The organism is Micromonospora sp. NPDC049257 (assembly GCF_040678915.1).
GTDB classification, from domain to species: domain Bacteria; phylum Actinomycetota; class Actinomycetes; order Mycobacteriales; family Micromonosporaceae; genus Micromonospora; species Micromonospora antibiotica.
Genome location: NZ_JBFAQU010000004.1, coordinates 179,155 through 195,285, shown reverse-complemented (window position 1 = coordinate 195,285; position 16,131 = coordinate 179,155). Strand labels below are relative to the sequence as shown.

The 16,131-nt window shown below is 73.1% G+C and carries 19 protein-coding genes; 10 read left to right on the top strand and 9 right to left on the bottom strand.

What is annotated here, in order from left to right:
- Positions 1-2 precede the first annotated feature (2 nt).
- Positions 3-167, top strand: coding sequence for a hypothetical protein (locus tag AB0K25_RS09280; RefSeq protein ID WP_208566281.1), 165 nt, complete (start codon positions 3-5; stop codon positions 165-167).
- Positions 167-511 (top strand): DUF3140 domain-containing protein, encoded by a 345-nt coding sequence (locus tag AB0K25_RS09275; RefSeq protein ID WP_219461179.1) that lies wholly within the window; start codon positions 167-169, stop codon positions 509-511. Before AB0K25_RS09280 ends, AB0K25_RS09275 begins: the two co-directional genes overlap by 1 nt.
- A 146-nt stretch (positions 512-657) precedes the next feature.
- On the opposite strand, the gene AB0K25_RS09270 is transcribed toward AB0K25_RS09275, so the two are convergent.
- From AB0K25_RS09270 to AB0K25_RS09260, 3 genes are all read right to left on the bottom strand, one after another.
- Positions 658-894: a hypothetical protein gene (locus AB0K25_RS09270; RefSeq protein ID WP_363819424.1), complete on the bottom strand. Its 237-nt coding sequence runs from the start codon at positions 892-894 to the stop codon at positions 658-660.
- A 19-nt stretch (positions 895-913) separates the two neighbouring features.
- A complete protein-coding gene (locus AB0K25_RS09265; protein ID WP_208566278.1) occupies positions 914-1,912 on the bottom strand; it encodes a LysR family transcriptional regulator in 999 nt (332 codons plus the stop codon).
- 85 nt (positions 1,913-1,997) lie between these two features.
- Positions 1,998-2,618, bottom strand: a complete 621-nt coding sequence (locus AB0K25_RS09260) for a hemerythrin domain-containing protein (protein WP_208566277.1) — start codon at positions 2,616-2,618, stop codon at positions 1,998-2,000.
- Between the two features lie 312 nt (positions 2,619-2,930).
- On the opposite strand from AB0K25_RS09260, the gene AB0K25_RS09255 reads away from it, so the two are divergent.
- Positions 2,931-4,259 (top strand): M20/M25/M40 family metallo-hydrolase, encoded by a 1,329-nt coding sequence (locus AB0K25_RS09255; RefSeq protein WP_357533794.1) that lies wholly within the window; start codon positions 2,931-2,933, stop codon positions 4,257-4,259.
- Between the two features lie 47 nt (positions 4,260-4,306).
- Positions 4,307-4,969 (top strand): hypothetical protein, encoded by a 663-nt coding sequence (locus AB0K25_RS09250; protein WP_208566275.1) that lies wholly within the window; start codon positions 4,307-4,309, stop codon positions 4,967-4,969.
- 199 nt (positions 4,970-5,168) lie between these two features.
- Here the strand turns inward: AB0K25_RS09250 and AB0K25_RS09245 are convergent, their stop codons facing one another.
- From AB0K25_RS09245 to AB0K25_RS09220, 6 genes are all read right to left on the bottom strand, one after another.
- A complete protein-coding gene (locus tag AB0K25_RS09245) occupies positions 5,169-5,360 on the bottom strand; it encodes a DUF5703 family protein (protein ID WP_363819420.1) in 192 nt (63 codons plus the stop codon).
- 155 nt (positions 5,361-5,515) lie between these two features.
- Positions 5,516-6,085, bottom strand: coding sequence for a DUF3105 domain-containing protein (locus AB0K25_RS09240; protein ID WP_219461182.1), 570 nt, complete (start codon positions 6,083-6,085; stop codon positions 5,516-5,518).
- Positions 6,082-7,290: a hypothetical protein gene (locus AB0K25_RS09235; RefSeq protein WP_357533792.1), complete on the bottom strand. Its 1,209-nt coding sequence runs from the start codon at positions 7,288-7,290 to the stop codon at positions 6,082-6,084. Before AB0K25_RS09235 ends, AB0K25_RS09240 begins: the two co-directional genes overlap by 4 nt.
- Complete coding sequence (locus tag AB0K25_RS09230) at positions 7,287-8,390, bottom strand: ThiF family adenylyltransferase (RefSeq protein ID WP_208566272.1); 1,104 nt, start codon at positions 8,388-8,390, stop codon at positions 7,287-7,289. Before AB0K25_RS09230 ends, AB0K25_RS09235 begins: the two co-directional genes overlap by 4 nt.
- Before the next feature lie 70 nt (positions 8,391-8,460).
- Entirely contained in the window at positions 8,461-8,583 is a 123-nt protein-coding gene (locus AB0K25_RS09225) for a hypothetical protein (protein ID WP_255470009.1), read from the bottom strand.
- A 540-nt stretch (positions 8,584-9,123) separates the two neighbouring features.
- Positions 9,124-10,095 (bottom strand): aldo/keto reductase, encoded by a 972-nt coding sequence (locus AB0K25_RS09220; RefSeq protein WP_208566271.1) that lies wholly within the window; start codon positions 10,093-10,095, stop codon positions 9,124-9,126.
- Between the two features lie 400 nt (positions 10,096-10,495).
- Here AB0K25_RS09220 and AB0K25_RS09215 point away from each other — a divergent pair, with 400 nt between their 5' ends.
- The 6 genes from AB0K25_RS09215 to mshC all read left to right on the top strand — a co-directional run bounded on the left by AB0K25_RS09215 (position 10,496) and on the right by mshC (position 15,977).
- Positions 10,496-11,548, top strand: coding sequence for an LLM class F420-dependent oxidoreductase (locus AB0K25_RS09215; protein WP_219461199.1), 1,053 nt, complete (start codon positions 10,496-10,498; stop codon positions 11,546-11,548).
- Positions 11,545-12,381: an undecaprenyl-diphosphate phosphatase gene (locus AB0K25_RS09210; RefSeq protein ID WP_219461202.1), complete on the top strand. Its 837-nt coding sequence runs from the start codon at positions 11,545-11,547 to the stop codon at positions 12,379-12,381. The genes AB0K25_RS09215 and AB0K25_RS09210 overlap by 4 nt, the downstream gene beginning before the upstream one ends.
- 91 nt (positions 12,382-12,472) lie before the next feature.
- A complete protein-coding gene (locus tag AB0K25_RS09205) occupies positions 12,473-13,177 on the top strand; it encodes a histidine phosphatase family protein (RefSeq protein ID WP_208566268.1) in 705 nt (234 codons plus the stop codon).
- A 103-nt stretch (positions 13,178-13,280) separates the two neighbouring features.
- Positions 13,281-13,859, top strand: coding sequence for a DUF3090 domain-containing protein (locus AB0K25_RS09200; protein WP_208566267.1), 579 nt, complete (start codon positions 13,281-13,283; stop codon positions 13,857-13,859).
- Positions 13,856-14,671, top strand: coding sequence for an SCO1664 family protein (locus AB0K25_RS09195; RefSeq protein ID WP_219461206.1), 816 nt, complete (start codon positions 13,856-13,858; stop codon positions 14,669-14,671). The genes AB0K25_RS09200 and AB0K25_RS09195 overlap by 4 nt, the downstream gene beginning before the upstream one ends.
- Before the next feature lie 67 nt (positions 14,672-14,738).
- On the top strand, positions 14,739-15,977 hold the full coding sequence (mshC, locus tag AB0K25_RS09190; RefSeq protein ID WP_219461210.1) for a cysteine--1-D-myo-inosityl 2-amino-2-deoxy-alpha-D-glucopyranoside ligase: 1,239 nt from the start codon (positions 14,739-14,741) through the stop codon (positions 15,975-15,977).
- The last annotated feature ends 154 nt before the right edge of the window (positions 15,978-16,131 follow it).

Genomic DNA, 16,131 nt, shown 5'->3' with positions numbered 1-16,131 from the left:
AGATGACCGAACCCGAGGAGACCGAGGAGTACGCCGAGCAGACCCCACCCATCCTCGCGGCCCCGACGGCGAACCCGGGGCGGGTCCAGGTGCCGCCGGAGGGACTCAAGCAGTGGACCGACGACGGGGACCCGGCACCACCCGGGGCACCGGAAGAGGAGGCGTGATGGCACGCGAACAGCGACTCGACCCCGAGGTGGAGGTGCTCTGGGAGGACTTCCACGCCGAGGTGAACGTCCCCTCCGAGCAGCTGCGGCAGTGGCTGCTGACCCGGGGGTCGGGGGAGGAGGCGTTCGGCCCCGACCCGGATCTCGACCTGCCCGAGCCCGGCCGGCAGATCCTGGCCGTGCTGCGCAAGCGCAAGGTCGACCTCACCCCGGCCGACGTGGCGGTGATGCGGACGGCGATCGACCGGATCCGGTCGTTGGTGGACGAGAAGCCCGGCGACGTCGACGACGAGTGGCGGTACGCCCTGCTCGACCTGGGCCACGACGTCCTCGTCGAACGCTGACCGGGACCGTCGCCCGCCGACCCGGTTCGGATGCCGACCCGGTCCGGCGGGCGGACCGGTCCGGCGGGGGCCGGGCGGCTCCGAAGGCTGGTCGACGATGGCGCGGGCACCCGGGACGCCGTCCCGGGTGCCCGCTCGTCGGTGGGCTACTCGGACCCGAGGCTGGGCAGTTGCAGGCCGGCGGCGTCGGCGGCGTCCTGCCGCTCGGCCCGGGTCTGCTCCTCCCGGGTGAGCAGCGTCGCGTACTCGGTGATGTCGGCCGGGTCGGGCACCTCGGGCAGGCGACGCAGGAACGTCTCGACGTCGCGGGCGGCAGCGGTGTGCGCGGTGGCCGCCCGGCGCAGCAGTTTCCGCTGGTCGGCGGCCGGATAGAGATCGGTCATGCAGGGCTGATACCCGTCGTCACGCCGTTCGCACCCGCCCGGCCGGGCGGGCCGTGCCGGTGTCCCGGGCCCCGAACTCGGGATGCCGCAGCAACCAGGCCAGGTAGTCGGGATGCGCGGCCAACGAATCGGTGTACGCGGCCACCGCGTCCTCCAGCACCGCCTCGGCGACCCGGGCCGCCGGGGATTCGGGGTGCCAGCCGAGCAGCAGCCGCCAGCGCAGCGGGATGCCCGCGAGCCGACGGGTCACCAGCCCGGCGACCGGACGGAAGGTGGCCTGGCACAACGCCACCGCCTCCCCGGCGTCGACCAGGTCCATGCAGCCGCGCACGTCGGTCTCGTACACCTTGCGGGGGGTGAACCCGGCGCGGGCGCACGCGGCGGCGAAGCAGTCGCCGAAGCAGCCGTCGCCCGGGGCGGCCACCCACTGCTCGTGGCGCAGTTCGGCCAGGCCGACCTCGTCCTGGCCGGCCGTCGGGTGGCCGGCGGGCAGCAGCACCAGCACCGGGTCGACCGCCACCTCCTGCCAGGTCAGGCCGAACTCCGCCGGTGGGGTGGCATCGCCGCAGATCCCGGTCAGTGCGAAGTCGAGCCGGCCACCGGCGACGAGGGCGGCCAACTCGTCGGCCGACCACGACGCGTAGGTGGTGATCTGGGCGTGCGGCTGCTCGGCGGCGAGCCGGTGCACCAGCCGGCCCAGGATGGGACTGTTCACCCCGCCGAAGCGGTACCGGCCGAGGGCGTCGTCGGCGCCGGCCAGTCGGGCCGCCTCGTCCTGTAGGCCCTTCATCGCCGGCAGCAGCACCCGGGCCCGGGACAGCACCAACTCTCCCAGGGCGGTCGGCCGGGCCCCCCGGCGGTCCCGTTCGAACAACGGACCGCCCAGCGTCCGCTCGATGCGCTGAAGCTGGGCGGTCAGGGCCGGCTGGGCCAGGCCGAGGGCGGACGCGGCCTTGGTCACGCTGCCCGTCTCGGCGATCGCGCAGACCACCCGCAGGTGGCGCAGCTCCAGATTCATATGGTGACGGTATGGCCACTCGTCGATAGACGGAAGGCCCTGAACGCAACCGGCTGGCCGAGCTGAACGGATCGGAGTCGACCGGTCACCGCCGCGCGCGGCGGGTGAGGTCGCTCAGCTGGGTACGCCGGCCGGTCACCGCGTCGCGGAGCTTGTCCACCACTCCGACGGCCGGCTCGACGATCCGGTTCCACGGCGGGGTGGCCGGGGTGCCCGGGTGCGGCCGGGTCGGGGCCGCCTCTTCGGCGATCTCCCACCGGTTGCCCAACCGGATCAGCTCGGCGTCGGTGGCCACCTCGCGCAGCGGGACGATGAGCGCGCCGACCGCGGTGACGTGCCGCCGGATCTGGACCACCACGTCGGCGAGCGTCGGGTCGTCCGGGCCGCGCAGGGCCTTCAGCACGGTGAGCAGCGCCGCGTCCGCCGCGATCTCCCGGTCCACCCGGGCCCCGGCGTCGGGCAGCGCGGCACGGGCGCTGGGCAGCAGGTACTGCTCCTCCGCCGACAGGTGCCGCGACACCGTGGCGGTGAGCACCTGGAGCACCTCCCGCCGACGCTCGACCGCCAGGGTGGGGTCGGTGACCTGCTCGACGAGGTCGAGCAGTTGCCGGTGCTCGGTGTCGGCGAGATCGGCCATGCTCCGCCCACCCGGGCGGTAGGCGTCGTCGGCGGCCGGGGGCAGCGGGGGCAGGGGAACGGCGGACATGACGCCCTCCTCGACGGGGCCGGCACGGGTCGCCGGCCGGTGCGACGGGCGAAACGGGGACGCCAGCGCCGGTACCCGTACCCGGTGACCGGCAAACCCCGGCGGCCGGTGCGGGCACCCCGGCCCAGGTCGTCCGGCGCTGTCGACCGGGCCGTCCGGCGCTGTCGACCGGGCCGTCCGGCGCTGTCGACCGGGCTCGGCGGCGCAGGCCGGCCCGGCCCGGCGGGTGGTCCCGGTGCGGTCGGCGGGGCGGGACGTGCCAGAGCCGGCCGGGCCGTTCGCGGCGGGACCGGCGACTGGTAGAAAGAGGCGATGACGAGCGATGCCGCCTCCGCCCCGCCCGATCCCACCGTCGAGGTCGTCGACCTCTGCCGTGACCTGCTGCGCATCGACACCACCAACACCGGTGACAACGCCACCAGTGCGGGGGAGCGCCGGGCCGTCGAGTACGTCGCGGAGAAGCTCGCCGAGGTCGGCGTGGCCGCCGAGATCCACGAGTCCGCGCCGGGCCGGGCCAACCTGGTCGCCCGCATCCCCGGCGTCGACCCGAGCCGGGACGCCCTGCTGGTGCACGGGCACCTGGACGTGGTGCCCGCCGACGCCGACGAGTGGTCGGTGCACCCGTTCTCCGGGGAGATCCGCGACGGCTACCTGTGGGGCCGGGGCGCGATCGACATGAAGGACTTCGACGCGATGGTCCTGGCGGTGGTACGCCACTGGCAGCGCACCGGTGTCCGTCCGCCCCGCGACATCGTGCTGGCCTACACCGCCGACGAGGAGGCGGGCAGCGACTACGGCGCGCACTTCCTCGTCCAGCAGCACCGGGACCTCTTCGACGGCTGCACCGAGGCGGTCGGGGAGGTCGGCGGCTTCTCCTACTCGATCAGCGACGCCCAGCGGCTCTATCTGATCGAGACGGCCGAGAAGGGGCTGGACTGGATGCGGTTGCACGCCAAGGGCCGCCCCGGGCACGGCTCGTTCGTCCACGACGACAACGCGGTCACCGCGCTGGCCGAGGCGGTCGCCCGGATCGGCCGGCACCGCTTCCCGATCACCGTCACCCCGACCGTCCGGGCCTTCCTGACGGAACTGTCCGACGTGCTCGGCGTCGAGCTGGACCCGGACGACCCGGAGACCGCCATCGCCAAGCTCGGCCCGATCGCCAACATCATCGGGGCGACCATCCGCAGCACCGCCAACCCGACCCGGCTCGCCGCCGGCTACAAGGACAACGTCATCCCCGGCCGGGCCACCGCCACCATCGACTGCCGCAGCCTGCCCGGCCAGTCGGAGCTGCTGGAACGGCAGCTGCGCGAGCTGGTCGGCCCGGACATCGAGATCGAGTACATCCAGCGGCAGCCGGCCCTGGAGACCACCTTCGACGGGGACCTGGTCGAGGCGATGTCGGCCGCCCTGCGCGCCGAGGACCCGGGGGCGCGGCCGGTGCCGTACATGCTCTCCGGTGGCACCGACGCCAAGGCGTTCGCGCAGCTCGGGATGCGCTGCTTCGGTTTCGCCCCGCTGCGGCTGCCGGCGGACCTCAACTTCTCGGCGTTGTTCCACGGCATCGACGAGCGGGTACCGGTGGACGGACTACAGTTCGGCGTGCGGGTGCTCGACCGGTTCCTCCGCAACTGCTGAGCAGCACCGGTGCCGCACCTTCCCCCATTTGTTGAAGGGACTGCCTCATGACCGACCAGCACGGTGAGCTGGACGCCGCCCTGGAGCGCGTGATCGACGCGGCCCGCGCCCACCTGACGGCCGTGCGTGCCGCCCAGGGGCGGATCGACGACGACGACGTGTGGCAGGCGTACGTGGCGTTGAACAACGCCTCCTTCGCCTACGACGAGCAGCTGCTCGACGCGTTCGGCGAGGTCACCCCCTGGGACGTGGAGTCGATCGACCCGGACGAGGCCGACGAGCGCTTCGGCGGCGCGGCCGAGGGCGCCGAGGCCACCGATCCGCACCCCCAGGTCATCTCGGTGCGGCAGCGCCGCGACTACCGGGTGCCCAGCGTCTCGGCGCTGCTGCGGGTCGCCGAGGTGGCCCGCCGGGAGGGCACCCCCGAGGACGACGAGCCGGCGCCGGTCGAGGGGGTCGGCGAGGCGGTGCTGGAGCTGTTGCAGAGCGGCGACGGTTCGCTCAGCGCCCTGGACGTGCCGGAGCTGGAGCCGCTGGACGGCGTGGTGATGGTCAGCGAGGTGGGCACCCCGGTCGACCTGGAGTCGTTCGACGACGACGACCCGGTGGGCCCGTTCTCCCCGGCCGCCGACGACCGGCTGGTGGGCCGGCTCGACGAGCACCCGTTCCTCGACGAGGACGACCACGACCACGCCGGGCACCAGCACTAGGTGTCGGGCGTGCCGGCCCGGGCTCATCTGACCCGGGCCGGCACGGTGTCCCTCCGCACCCGCCGCGTCGGTGCCGACGGCCAGCCTTCGGTGCCGACGGCCAGCCTTCGGTGCCGACGGCCAGCCTTCGGTGCCGGCGGCCAGCCTTCGGTGCCGGAGGGCACTGCCGGGTGCCGGTGGCCTCTGCCGGTGCCGGTGGTCAGTAGGACAGGCCCGGCTGCGGCTGGCTGACCCGGCGGCGACGCAGCACCACCTTGCGGGTGCCGTCGCGGAACAGTTGCACCCGGGCCAGCTCCCAGCCGGAGAACTCGGCCTGGATGGCCAGCTGCGCCGCAGCGGTCAACCGGTCGACGTTCGGCGGCAACCGCAACGGCGCGTATTCGTAGTCCATGGCATCCATGCTGCCCAGCCCGGCGGCCGGGCGCCACCCCCCGCGCGGTGCGCCGCGCCACCACCGGGGGTGACCCCGCCCCCGTCGACCCGGCCCGTCAGGTCCGCCCGTCGGCCCGGACCGTCAGGTCGCCCTGCTGCGCTCAGCCCCACCCGTCACCCCGACACACAGTCGGTCGCCCCGTGCTGCCAGGAATGGTCGTAGCGGCCGGCGATCCGCTCGATGAACTCCTCGACCGCCCGCTCGTCGAGGGTGTCCAGCCGGTCCAGCCGCTGCCAGCCGGTCAACCCGATGCCGTGACCCAGCGGTGGGTAGGGGGCCACCACCACGTCACGGGGATGCCGGCGGCCGAGCCGCTCCAGCTTCTCGACATCGCCGGGCGGGACGTCCGGGGCGTACTGCACCAGCACGTGGCCGTGTTCCAGCGCGTGCACCTGGAGTTCCTCCGGCACCGCGTCGCGGTAGATGCCCGGCACCACCACCCGGGGCGAGTGCGGCCCCGACGTCGGCGGGAGCGTCCGGTACGGCTCGTGCGGCGCCCCCTCGTACGCGATGTGCCGGTCGCCCTCGAACGGTTGCGCGGTGCCGGGCAGCCGGTCGCAGGGCAGCGCGGTGTCCCCGCCGACCAGGTTGATCAACACCCCCACCCCGAGGCTGGACATGGTCGCCACACTGAGCACGGTGACCACCACGCTGACCACCGGGCCGAGCCATCTGCGGTTCACGTGGCCAACCTTCCGGCGCGGTAACGATTACGCACGATCACCCCGAGTGGAAGCAGAATGTTGAGCGAGGCGAAAGCCGCCAGCGCAATTCCCTCCCACCAGTAGGCACTGCCGAACGGTGCGCCGGTCAGCACCCCGGCGGCCCACCCCAGGGTCACTTTCGCCCCCGGTAGCAGAAAATGGATGGCGAACCAGAGCATCCAGATTACTCCGGCGACATACAACAATCGGTACCAGCGGGACACCCGCAGATCCCGGGCGTGTGCGTCACGCAGCACGGCGCGTTCGGCCGGGGTCAACCGGCGAATCCATTTCTTGACGCTGAGCCGGGTCACCTCGTGCAGGTTGCGGCAGCCGGTCGCGGTGGCCATCACCAGGTACATGTCGGTGCGCAGATAGGCAAGCGTCTGGAAGGCCAGCTTGACGGCCTGACTGAACACCACCATGGCGAGGAACCGCACCATCCCCGGCGGCAGTTCCAGCCAGCCCCGCGACCAGGCGAACCGTGGGGCGACGGCGGCGAACAGCAGGATCCCGTCGATGGCCATACCGGCGAGGAACGGGCCGTAGCGGCGTTCCGGCGGCAACGCCCAGAGCCCGGTCAGGTCGGTCTCCAGCACCGGGAAGATTCCCCGGCGTTCCAACCGCAGCTGCGACCGTACGCCGACGGCCGCCCCGGCGAACGCGTGCCACGCCTCGTGCACCACCGTGAGCAGGGCCACCGTGACATTGGTGATCAGCAGGCTGAGCACCACGTCGGGAAAGATGAAGGTGTCCTCGTAGGTGGGCAGCAGCGACGGCTCGGCGACGAACATCGCCAGGGTGGCCAGCAACGCGCCGACGTAGATCGTCCAGGCCACCCGGCCGAACAACGGCCGGACCAGCCGGGCCGGGATGCGCGACACCGACCAGGGTCGGGCCGGTGCCGGTGGCGGCCCCTCCTGCACCCGGATGATGCCCGCTTCGACCAGCACCTCGACGAAGTCCAACGCGTCGACCGGTTCACCGGTCTCGCGTTCCACCTCGTCGGCGGCCTCGGCGACGGTCCGGCCGGCGGCGAACAGCGCCACCAGCCGCGCCCCCACCTCGGGCACCACCACGAAGTTTCCGCTGGCCAGGTCGCCGACGACGTACTCGTCGTCCTCCTCCTGGCGGACCACCAGGTGGGTCACCGGAGGGTGGCTGTCCAACCCGAGCACGGTCACCGTTCCTCCTGGAACCAGCCGCAGGTGTCGCACTTCACGCCGGGCCGGGGATTGACCACGTAGTGATAGGTCAGGTCGGTCAGGCTCAGGTGGAACATCCGGCCCCGGGTGGTCGTCGGGATGCCGGCGAGGTGGTAGACGACGTCGAGGGCGGCCAGGTGCCCGGTCAGGTTGGCGGTGGGGGCGATCACCGCGTGCCCGGTGAATCCGAACAGCTCCTCCGGCTCGGTGCCGTGCTCCTCACGCAGCCGGTCGGTGACGCTCGGCAGGCACGCCTCGCAGCAGGTCTGACCGGGCACGAAGAGACCGATCACCGCCATCGGGCCGGCGTACTGGGCGAGCATCCAGGGGGTGCCGGTGGCCAGGGCCGCCCGGTTGGTCCACTCCCGGATGGCGTGCCGGGGCTGGTCGGCGCAGAGCACCAGCAGGTCGCGGTCGCGCATCAACGCCGCCACGTCCGCCGTCGAGTCGACCCGGGCCTCCTCGCCGGTCACCGTGACGTGGGAGTTCATCAGGCGCAGCCGGGCCACCGCGGTGTCCACCTTGGCGGCGCCGATGTCGTCCTCGGTGTAGAGCAGTTGCCGGGTCAGGTTGCCCGTCTCGACCACGTCGAAGTCGACGCAGTGCACCGTGCCCACCCCGGCGGCCACCAGCGAGGCGGCCACCGCCGAACCGGAGCCGCCGAGCCCCAGCACCACCACCCGGCCCGCCTTGAGCCGGGCCTGCACCTCGTAGCGGGAGGTACGCGGGGTGAGATCCACCCAGGCGTGGTAGGTGAACGCCCGGTCGTAGCGGTCGATCTCCGCCGGGCTCAGCTCGGGCGGGGGCGGCGCGGCGGCGTCCTCCACGTACCCGGCGTCGATGATCGTCTCCAGCGCGTCGGTCGCCTCGTCGGCCGTCATCTCCGGGTGCCCGGCGAGCAGCGCCGCGACGATCTCGGCCCGGGTGCGGGTGCCGTCCATCAGACCGAGCAGCGCCCAGAGGCTGCCGTCCTCGTCGTCGATCTCCGCGCCGATCCCCAGCTGCCGACCACCGATGTTGATCAGGGTCGGGCGGAGCCGTACCGGCTTGTGGATGCCCTTGATCCGGGGCCGCTGCATCGGGCGAAGACCTCCTGGAAGATGGCCGGCCGGGGCGCGGCACGCCGCGCCCCGGCCGAAACGGGGTGGGTCAGCCGCAGACGTCGTTGCGGCAGCCCGGCTCGCTGATGATGGCGACGGTGGTCTCGAGCCGCTCGAGCTTGCGCACGACGACCTTGGCGGGCTTGCGCTTGACGTCGGTCTTACGGTCCACGGGTCCTCCAACGAAATGGGAGAAACGACGCGGCGGGGGTCGCTCGCGCCGCAATCATTAGAGCACCGCCATTGGTTCGCCACAATGTTTTCGGGGGCCGGATCAGGTGGCCCGCGAGGGCGGTAATCCCTTTTCGGGCAGGGCCGCCGGAAAGCGGACGAACAAAGCCGGGCCAAAAGCGCGCCAGGGGCGTCGAAGTCCGCCTATTCGGGCGGAACACACACCAGCGGGTGGATCGAATTATGGGGGTGTGACAGTTGGTAAAGGATGATCGGCGGAATTGACGGGCTCCGGTGCGCTTTTGGGGCGTTCCGCTACCTTGTGCGGGGTCGCCGCCGGGGCCCGCTGCGGCCGGACTGCCACACCGTCGGCCCGCTGCGGGCACGGCAGCCGCCCGGCCGGCGTGAACGGGCGAGGACGGTCCGACGCCCGTCGGGGCACGGCGACGGCCCCACCGGCGTCCGGTGGCGGGCCGGGGTCAGCCTTCCGCGTTCCGGCACCGGGACGGTCCGGGTCAGCCCCCGCTCCGGTGCGGGCGGGTCAGCCCTCGCGTTCCGGGTAGCCGGCCGGCACGGCGGACACGTCGTCCAGGGCCGTGGTGATCTCCTCCGGCAGGGTCATCCGTTCCACCTGCAACGCGCCGAGCAGCTGGCCGACCGTGCGGGCACCGAGGATCGGCGCCGTCACCCCCGGCCGGTCCCGGATCCAGGCCAGCGCCACCTCCAGCGGCGACACGCCCAGCCCGCCCGCGGCGATGCTCACCGCCTCGACGATGCTGGAGCAGCGCGGCTCCAGGTAGGTGGCGACGAACGGCTCGAAGTGCGCCGAGGCGGCCCGGGAGTCCGCCGGGCGGCCGTTGCGGTACTTGCCGGTCAGCACCCCCCGCCCCAGTGGCGACCACGGCAGCACGCCCAGGCCCAGCGCGGCGCAGGCCGGCAGCACCTCCCGCTCCACCCCCCGCTCCAGCAGTGAGTACTCCATCTGGGTGGCGACCACCGGGGCCCGCCCCGGCCAGGCGGCCTGCCAGGCGGCGGCGCGGGCGGTCTGCCAGCCGGAGAAGTTCGACACCCCGACGTAGCGGACCCGGCCGGAAGCCACCGCGTGGTCCAACGCGGCGAGGGTCTCCTCCAACGGGGTGTCCGGGTCGTAGCCGTGCACCTGCCACAGGTCGACGTGGTCGGTGCCGAGCCGGCGCAGCGAGCCGTCCAGCGTCCGCAGCAGGTGCCCCCGGGAGCCGTCGCGCCGTCGGCCGCTGCCCGGCCGCAGACCCGCCTTGGTGGCGATCAGCACGTCCTCCCGGGGGACCAGGGTGCCCAGCAGCGAGCCGAGCACCGACTCGGCGTCCCCGTCGGCGAACACGTCGGCGGTGTCGACCAGGTTGCCGCCCGCGTCGAGGAAACTCTTCAGCTGGGCCGCCGCGTCGTCGGCGTCGGTGTCCCGGCCCCAGGTCATGGTGCCGAGCGCGAGCCGGGAAACCGCCAGCCCGCTTCGGCCGAGCGGTCGCTGTTGCATGGGTGAACCTTATTTCGAACCCGGCGCAACCGATATCCTTGCTCCCGGCATCTCTGCCTGTCGGGTCGCCGATCCGACCGTCACCGCCGCCCCCGGTGGCGCGTTGTGCACCCGATGCGCCGATCCGGTCGCTGGTTGTCGACCCCGCCCACCCGCCGCTGCCCGTCCGACGTGGGCCGCCCGTCGCCACCCCGTCCGACGTCGGTCGCCCGGCCGACCCGCCCGGCCGTCACCGCCCGTCCCGCACCGGTCTACGTCGGCGTACCCGCGACCGGCTCGGCCCGACCGGCTCGGCCCGCCGGTGTCGGCGGACGCGGTGCCCGGGGGTGAGCCGGTCTCCGACGGGACCCATGGCATTGCGTAACCTGATGCGACCTGTGGTGCGGGATGGGGAGGATCAGTGCGACTCGGGCTCAGCCTCGGATATCAGACAGCGTGGAGCATGCCGGCGGACCACCTGGCGCTCGCCCAGGAAGCGGACCGCCTCGGCTACTCGGTGGTGTGGGCGGCGGAGGCGTACGGCTCGGACTCCCCGAGCATGCTGGCCTGGATGGCCGGCCAGACCCAGCGGATCGACGTGGGCAGCGCGGTGATGCAGATCCCCGCCCGTACCCCGGCGATGACCGCGATGACCGCGGCGACCATCGACGCCCTCTCCGGCGGCCGGTTCCGGCTCGGCCTGGGCGTCTCCGGCCCGCAGGTCTCCGAGGGCTGGCACGGCGTCCGGTTCGCCAAGCCGCTCGCCCGCACCCGCGAGTACGTCGACATCGTGAAGCTGGCGGTGGCCCGCAAGGAGGTCGCCTACGCCGGTGAGCACTACACGCTGCCGCTGCCCGACGGCCCCGGCAAGGCGCTGCGACTGGGTTTCCACCCGCCACGCGAGCACATCCCGATCTACCTGGCCGCCGTCGGCCCCAAGAACCTGGAACTGGCCGGTGAGATCGCCGACGGCTGGCTGGCGGTCTTCTACGCCCCCGAGTTCGCCGAGGAGCAGCTCGCCTCGGTGCGGGCCGGACGGGCGAAGGCGGGCAGGGAGCTGGCCGGCTTCGACGTGGTGCCGTCGGTGCCGGTGGTGGTCGGCGACGACGTGGCCTCCTGCGCCGAGCTGGTCCGCTGGTACGCCGCCCTCTACGTCGGCGGGATGGGCAGCCGGCAGCAGAACTTCTACAACCAGCTGGCCACCCGGATGGGCTACGGCGACGCCGCCCGGCAGGTCCAGGATCTCTACCTGGCCCGGCAGCAGCGGGACGCGGCGGCGGCGGTGCCGATGGAGTTCATCGACCGCACCTCGCTGCTCGGCCCCAAGGAACGCATCGCCGAGCGGATGCGGGAGTACGCGGCCGCCGGGGTGACCACCCTGTCGGTCACCCTGTTCGTGGCCGACCGGGACAGCGGCGTGCAGACCCTGCGTACCGTCGCCGAGGCCCTCGACCTCTCGGGAGTCGGCGAGTGACCTGGGTCGAGGCCATCGTCCTGGGCATCGTCCAGGGGCTCACCGAGTTTCTTCCGGTGAGTTCGTCGGGGCATCTGCGGATCACCTCGGCGATCTTCTTCGACCGGGACGCGGGCGCGTCCTTCACCGCGGTGACCCAGCTGGGCACCGAGGCGGCCGTGCTCATCTACTTCGCCAAGGACATCTGGCGGATCACCCGGACCTGGCTGGTCGGCATCCGGGACGCCTCGGTCCGCTCCAGCCTCGACTACCGGATGGGCTGGTACGTGATCGTCGGTTCGATCCCGATCGGGCTGTTCGGTTTCCTGTTCAAGGACCAGATCCGCACCGCCGGGCGCAACCTGTGGGTGGTCTCCACCACGTTGATCGTCTTCGCCTTCGTGCTGGCCTTCGCCGAGTACTGGGGCCGGCAGACCCGTACCCTGGCGAACTTCCGGATGCGCGACGGCATCGTGATGGGCTTCGCCCAGGCCATGGCGCTGGTCCCCGGCGTGTCCCGCTCCGGCGGCACGCTCACCGCCGGCCTGTTGCTCAACCTGACCCGGGAGGCCGCCGCGCGGTACTCGTTCCTGCTGGCCATCCCGGCGGTGGTGATGTCCGGCATCTTCAGCGTCGGGGACGTCTTCGAGCCGGCCGCGCCGGGCACCTCGGTGCCCTCGGTGGCGCAGATGGTGGTCGCCACGATCATCGCCTTCGGCATCGGCTACGCGGCCATCGCCTGGCTGCTGCGCTATGTGGCGCACCACACCCTCTACGTCTTCGTCCTCTACCGGGTGGCGCTCGGCACCCTGGTACTGGCGCTGCTGCTCACCGGCACGATCAGCGCCACCTGACCCGACGCCGGCCCGCCGGACCCGACGGCCCCCGACACCACCAGCCGGTGTCGGGGGCCGTCGCCGTGCCACCTGCCCCTAGGGTGGGGGCGTGGCGACCCTTCTGCTTCTGCGACACGGCCGGACGACCGCGAACGCCGACGGCGGGCTGGCCGGCCGGCAGCCGGTCGAGCTGGACGACACCGGGCGGGCCCAGTCGGCCGCGGTCGGCGAGCGGCTTCGTGGCCTGCCGTTGGCGGCGGTGGTCACCAGTCCGCTGATCCGCTGCCGGCAGACCCTCGACCTGGCGCTCCCGCAGGCCGCGCCGGTGGTCGAGGAGGGGCTGATCGAGTGCGGCTACGGCGCCTGGGAGGGGCAGCCGTTGAAGAAGCTCGCCAAGGAGAAGCTCTGGCCGGTGGTGCAGCAGCATCCCAGCGCGGCCGTCTTCCCCGACGGGGAGTCGATGGCGCAGATGTCCGCGCGCGCGGTCGCCGCGGTGCGGGCCTGGGACGCCCGGGTCACCGCCGAGCACGGGCCGGAGGCGGTCTGGCTGGCGTGCAGTCACGGCGATGTGATCAAGGCCATCGTGGCCGACGCCCTCGGGGTGCACCTGGACCTGTTCCAACGCATCGTCGCCGACCCGGCCTCGGTCACCGCGATCCGCTACACCTCGCTGCGGCCGTTCCTGGTCCGGCTCAACGACACCGGCGGTGACCTGGCCGCACTGGTGCCGCCGCCGGCCCGGCGGCGGCGTCGGGCGACCCGACCGGCCGACTCCGACGCGGCCGTCGGCGGGGGTGCGGGGACCGCCGGCTGAGCCGGCGGTCCGACGTCGCACCCGGGTCGCGCCGTTTCGCCCTCGGCTGATTCGGCGTCGGTGCCTTGCGCGACCGTTCCACGCTCCGGATAGGGTCGTGGGTATGACCCACCAGGTGCACGCCTTCGAGCCGCCGGAGCGGTTCGTCGCCGGGACCGTCGGGCCACCGGGGGAGCGCACGTTCTTCCTCCAGGCCCGCGGTGGCGGTCGGCTGGTCAGCGTCGCGCTGGAGAAGGTGCAGGTCTCCCTGCTCGCCGAAAAGCTGGAGGAGCTCCTCTCCGAGGCGCAGCGCCGGTTCGGTGTCGAGCTGCCGGAGGCGCCCGTGGCCGTGGGTGACAACGACCCGTTGGACAACCCGGTCGACGAGGAGTTCCGGGTCGGCACCCTCGGGTTGGCCTTCGACGTGGACTCCGCCACCGTGGTGATCGAGGCGATCGCCGCCGGTGAGGGGGAGGCCGAGGTCGAGTTGGGCGACGACGACGAGGCCGACGAGGACGACGACGAGGAGCCGGACGAGGACCTCGACCGGCTGCGGGTGCGGCTGACCCCCGAGGCGACCCGCGAGTTCATCGAACGGGCCCGCCGGGTGGTCAACGCCGGCCGTCCGCCCTGCCCGCTGTGCGGGCAGCCGCTCGACCCGGCCGGGCACCTCTGCCCCCGGCACAACGGCTACCACCGGTGACCTCGTCGGAGGTGCGGCGTCAGGACGCCGACGCCGCGCTCCGGCTGCTGTGCGACGGTGAACTGGAGCTGGAGGGGCGGCTGGTCGACGCCTCCAACACCACCCTGCGGGCGATCCTGACCCTGGACGGCCGGACGGCCCGGTGCGTCTACAAGCCGGTGCGCGGCGAGCGCCCGCTCTGGGACTTTCCCGACGGCACCCTCGCCGGCCGGGAGGTCTCCGCCTACCTGGTCTCCCGGGCCACCGGCTGGGACCTGGTCCCGCCGACGGTGCTGCGGGACGGGCCGCTCGGGCCGGGGTCGTGTCAGCTCTGGATCGACGAGCCGGACGACGCCGATCCGCTGGTCGGGTTCGTGCCGGCCGAGGCGGTGCCGCCACGCTGGTTCCCGGTGGCCGCCGCCCGCGACGACGACGGGGCGGCGTACGCCCTGGCCCACGCGGACGATCCCCGGTTGGCCCGGCTGGCGGTGCTCGACGCGGTGCTCAACAACGCCGACCGCAAGGGCGGGCACGTGCTGGCCGGCGCGGACGACCGCATCTACGGGGTGGACCACGGGGTCTGCTTCCACGTCGAGGACAAGCTGCGGACCGTCCTGTGGGGGTGGGCGGGCCGCCAGCTCCCGGCGGATGCGGTGCAGGTGCTCGACGCCCTCGCCGGGCAGCTTGCCGGCGAGTTGGGTGAGGAGTTGGCGGAGCACCTGACCCTCGGCGAGGTCGCCGAGGTGGGGGCCCGGGTGGGGCGGTTGCGGGACACCGGTCGTTTCCCGTTGCCGCCGCAGGAGTGGCCGGCGATGCCCTGGCCGCCCATGTGAGCCGTTGTCGTGTTGATCACCCGGGCGACCGTGCCCGGCGGCGGGACGGCTCGTTAGGCTGACGGTCATGGAGTCTTGGGCGGGACACGAGGTGCCACGGCTGCCGGGCGACGGCGGGCCACTGAGCTTGTACGACTCGGCGCGGCGCGGTGTCCACCCGAGCAGCCCTGCCGGCCCGGCCACCATGTACGTCTGTGGCATCACCCCGTACGACGCCACCCACCTGGGGCACGCCGCCACCATGATCACCTTTGATCTGGTGCAGCGGATGTGGCGTGACGCCGGTCTGACCGTCCGGTATGTGCAGAACGTCACCGACATCGACGACCCGCTGCTGGAACGCGCCGAGCGTGACGGGGAGGACTGGAAGGTCCTGGCGATGCGGGAGACCGCGTTGTTCCGCGAGGACATGGAGGCGTTGCGGATCATCCCGCCGGCGTACTACGTCGGCGCGGTCGAGTCGATCCCGGACATCGCCGACCGGGTGCAGGAGTTGCTCAAGGGCGGTGCCGCCTACCGGCTCGACGACGGCACCGGCGACGTCTACTTCGACATCGCTGCCGCCCCCGCGTTCGGCTACGAGTCGAACCTGACCCGGGAGCAGATGCTGGAGATCTTCCCGGAGCGCGGTGGCGACCCGGAACGGGCCGGCAAGCGCGACCCGCTCGACCCGTTGCTGTGGCGCGGCGCGCGCGACGGCGAGCCGTCCTGGCCGGGCGGTGAGCTGGGCCCGGGGCGGCCCGGCTGGCACATCGAGTGCACCGTGATCGCGCTCAACCTGCTCGGTGACCGGCTCGACGTGCAGGGTGGCGGCAACGACCTGATCTTCCCGCACCACGAGTGCTCCGCCGCGCACGCGGAGCGGCTCACCGGCACCGCCCCCTTCGCCGACCACTACGTGCACGCCGGCATGATCGGCCTGGACGGCGAGAAGATGTCGAAGTCCAAGGGCAACCTGGTCTTCGTCTCCCGGCTGCGCGCCGACCAGGTGGATCCGATGGCCGTCCGGCTCGGCCTGATGTCCGGGCACTACCGGACCGACCGGGCCTGGACCGACGACGTGCTGACCGCCGCGCAGGAGCGGCTGGACCGGTGGCGGCGGGCCGCTACCGCGCCGTCCGGGCCGTCCGGCGCGGCCTTCCTCGCCGGGGTACGCGAGCGCCTCGGCGCCGACCTGGACACCCCTGGCGCACTCGCCCTGGCCGACGGCTGGGCGGATGCGGCGCTGGCCGGCACCACCGACGACCCGCAGGCCCCCGCCCTCTTCGCCACCACCGTCGACGCCCTGCTCGGCATCCGCCTCTAACCCCACCCGCCCCGACCACGGCACGGCCCCCGGCCGGACTCCGCGTGGCCCCGTCCGGCTCGTCGATCATGGAGTTGTGGTGGGGTTGAGCCCCGTTGCGGGGTTGCGGGGCGGGTTGGCGCAGCGCGACCCGCGTCTGGGTCTGCACCACGCC